Source organism: Streptomyces phytophilus, from assembly GCF_013870535.1.
Classification (GTDB): domain Bacteria; phylum Actinomycetota; class Actinomycetes; order Streptomycetales; family Streptomycetaceae; genus Streptomyces; species Streptomyces phytophilus.
Map to the genome: position 1 here is coordinate 1 of NZ_JACBXC010001070.1, position 2130 is coordinate 2130.

The following is a 2130-nucleotide window of genomic DNA, read 5'->3' on the forward strand; positions in this document are numbered from 1 at the left end:
TTCACCAGCCGGGTCGTGGCGCGCTCCGGACAGCCGGTGGCCGGTACGTCGTACACCTGGCACCCCGCGCCGGACGGCGGCGCCTGCTTCGCGGACGGCGACGGCTGGATCTACGTCTCCAACTCCGAGGTCACCCCCTCCGGCGGCGCCGGCTCGATCCGCTTCACCGCCGCCGGCGAGGTGGCGGGCGCGTACCGCATCCTGTCCGGGACGCGGCAGAACTGCGCGGGCGGCAGGACGCCGTGGGACACCTGGCTGTCCTGCGAGGAGGTCGACCGCGGCTACGTCTACGAGACCGACCCGTGGGGCGCGAAGGCCGCCGTACGGCGCGACGCGATGGGCCGCTTCAAGCACGAGGCGGCGGCAGCCGACCCGGAGCGGCAGGTCGTCTACCTCACCGAGGACGTCTCCGACGGCTGCTTCTACCGCTTCCGGCCCACCGCGTGGGGCTCGCTCTCCGCCGGTGTCCTGGAGGTGCTGCGGATGGGACCGGGCACCTCGGGCCCGGTGACGTGGGCGCCGGTGCCGGACCCGAGCGGCGCGGCGGCGGCGACGCGGAACCAGGTGGCGGGCGCCAAGCGGTTCGACGGCGGCGAGGGCTGCCACTACGACGGCGGTATCTGCTGGTTCACGACGAAGGGCGACGGCCGCGTCTGGCGGTACGACGCGGCGGCGCAGACCCTGGAGCTGGCGTACGACGACTCCCTCGTCTCCGGCACCGCCCCGCTCACCGGCGTCGACAACGTCACCGGCAGCCGCTCCGGCGACCTCTACGTCGCCGAGGACGGCGGCGACATGGAGATCTGCCTCATCACCCCGGACGACGTCGTCGCCCCGTTCCTGCGCGTCGAAGGGCAGGGCGGCTCGGAGATCACCGGCCCGGCCTTCACCCCGGACGGCACGCGGCTGTACTTCTCCAGCCAGCGCGGTACGTCGGGCAGTTCCTCGGGCGGCATCACGTACGAAATAGCGGGCCCGTTCCGCACGTGAGCGCGCGCACCCCCGTCAGCGGGGGTTCTGCCACAGCCGTACGGCGCGGTCCTTGCGGTCGGCGCCCGCGATCAGCTTCCCGTCCGGGCTGAACGTCACCTCCTCGATCAGGCCCTTCCCCTTCCCGTCCTCCTCGCCGCTCACCAGCCGCGCGCTCGGCTTGCCGCGGGCCACGTTCCACAGCAGCACGCCGCCGCCGCTCTCCGAGGTGGTGGCGAGCGTCTTCCCGTCGGGGCTGAACTCCAGGTCGGCGACGGCGGGGAGGTACTCGTCGCGCAGGGTCGCCTTCTTCCGCCCCTTGGCCGCGTCCCACAGCTGCACCTCGCCGTCGGGGTAGCCGACGGCGAGGGTCCTGCTGTCCGGGCCGAAGGCCACGGCCGTCGCGTTCCAGGGCTGGTCGAGGACCCTGGCCGGGTCGCCCTGGCCGTACGGCTGGGGGTCGCGGCCGGCGACGTCCCAGAGCTGGGTCGTGTCGTTCCGGCCGGAGTTGCTCTCGGAGTCGTCGCCCACGGAGGCCAGCGTCCTGCCGTCCGGGCTGAACGCGATGGCCGTGACGTCGTGCTCGTGGTCGAAGTACGCGGCGATGTCGTCGCCGCGCTCGGCGGGGTCGAACAGGAACACCGCGCCCGTCCTGCTGCCGATGGCGAGCAGCTTACCGTCCGGGGAGAACGCCACGCTCTCGCCGCCCATGTGCAGGTAGTTGAGCCACCGCCGCCCGGCCACGTCGTACAGGCCGGTCCCGCCGGTGGCGGTGCCGGTGGCGAGCAGCTTGCCGTCGGGGCTGAACTCGACGCCGACCACCCCGGGCACGTAGTTGCTGACGGTGTTCTTCTGGGTGACCGCGTTGCTCTGCTTGCGGCCGGCGACGTCCCAGAACCGGATCCTGCCGTCGTCGCCGCCGGTGACGAGCGTCCTGCCGTCGGGGCTGAAGTCGATGCCGTCGGGGCCGGGGGCGCGGGCGGGGAAGGCGAGGCTGCCGGTGGGCTCGTACGTCTTGTACGGCGCCTGCGGCTGCTGCTGCTGCCGGTCGGAGCCGGACGAGGGCAGGAAGACGGCGACCAGGACGATGACGAGGATGACGGCGCCGACCCCGCCGAACAGCAGGGCCAGGGACGCGGGGCCACTGCGGGCGCCGGGGTC

General features: G+C 73.5%; 2 protein-coding genes. One reads left to right on the plus strand and one right to left on the minus strand.

Annotated features, from left to right (window positions below; genetic code table 11):
* A partial coding sequence (locus H5J30_RS29120; protein WP_181790261.1) for an alkaline phosphatase PhoX occupies positions 1–990 on the plus strand: 990 nt, incomplete at its 5' end.
* Positions 991–1005: 15 nt separating this feature from the next.
* On the opposite strand, the gene H5J30_RS29125 is transcribed toward H5J30_RS29120, so the two are convergent.
* Positions 1006–2130, minus strand: a 1125-nt coding sequence (locus H5J30_RS29125) for a WD40 repeat domain-containing protein (protein WP_181790262.1), incomplete at its 5' end; no start/stop codon positions are given.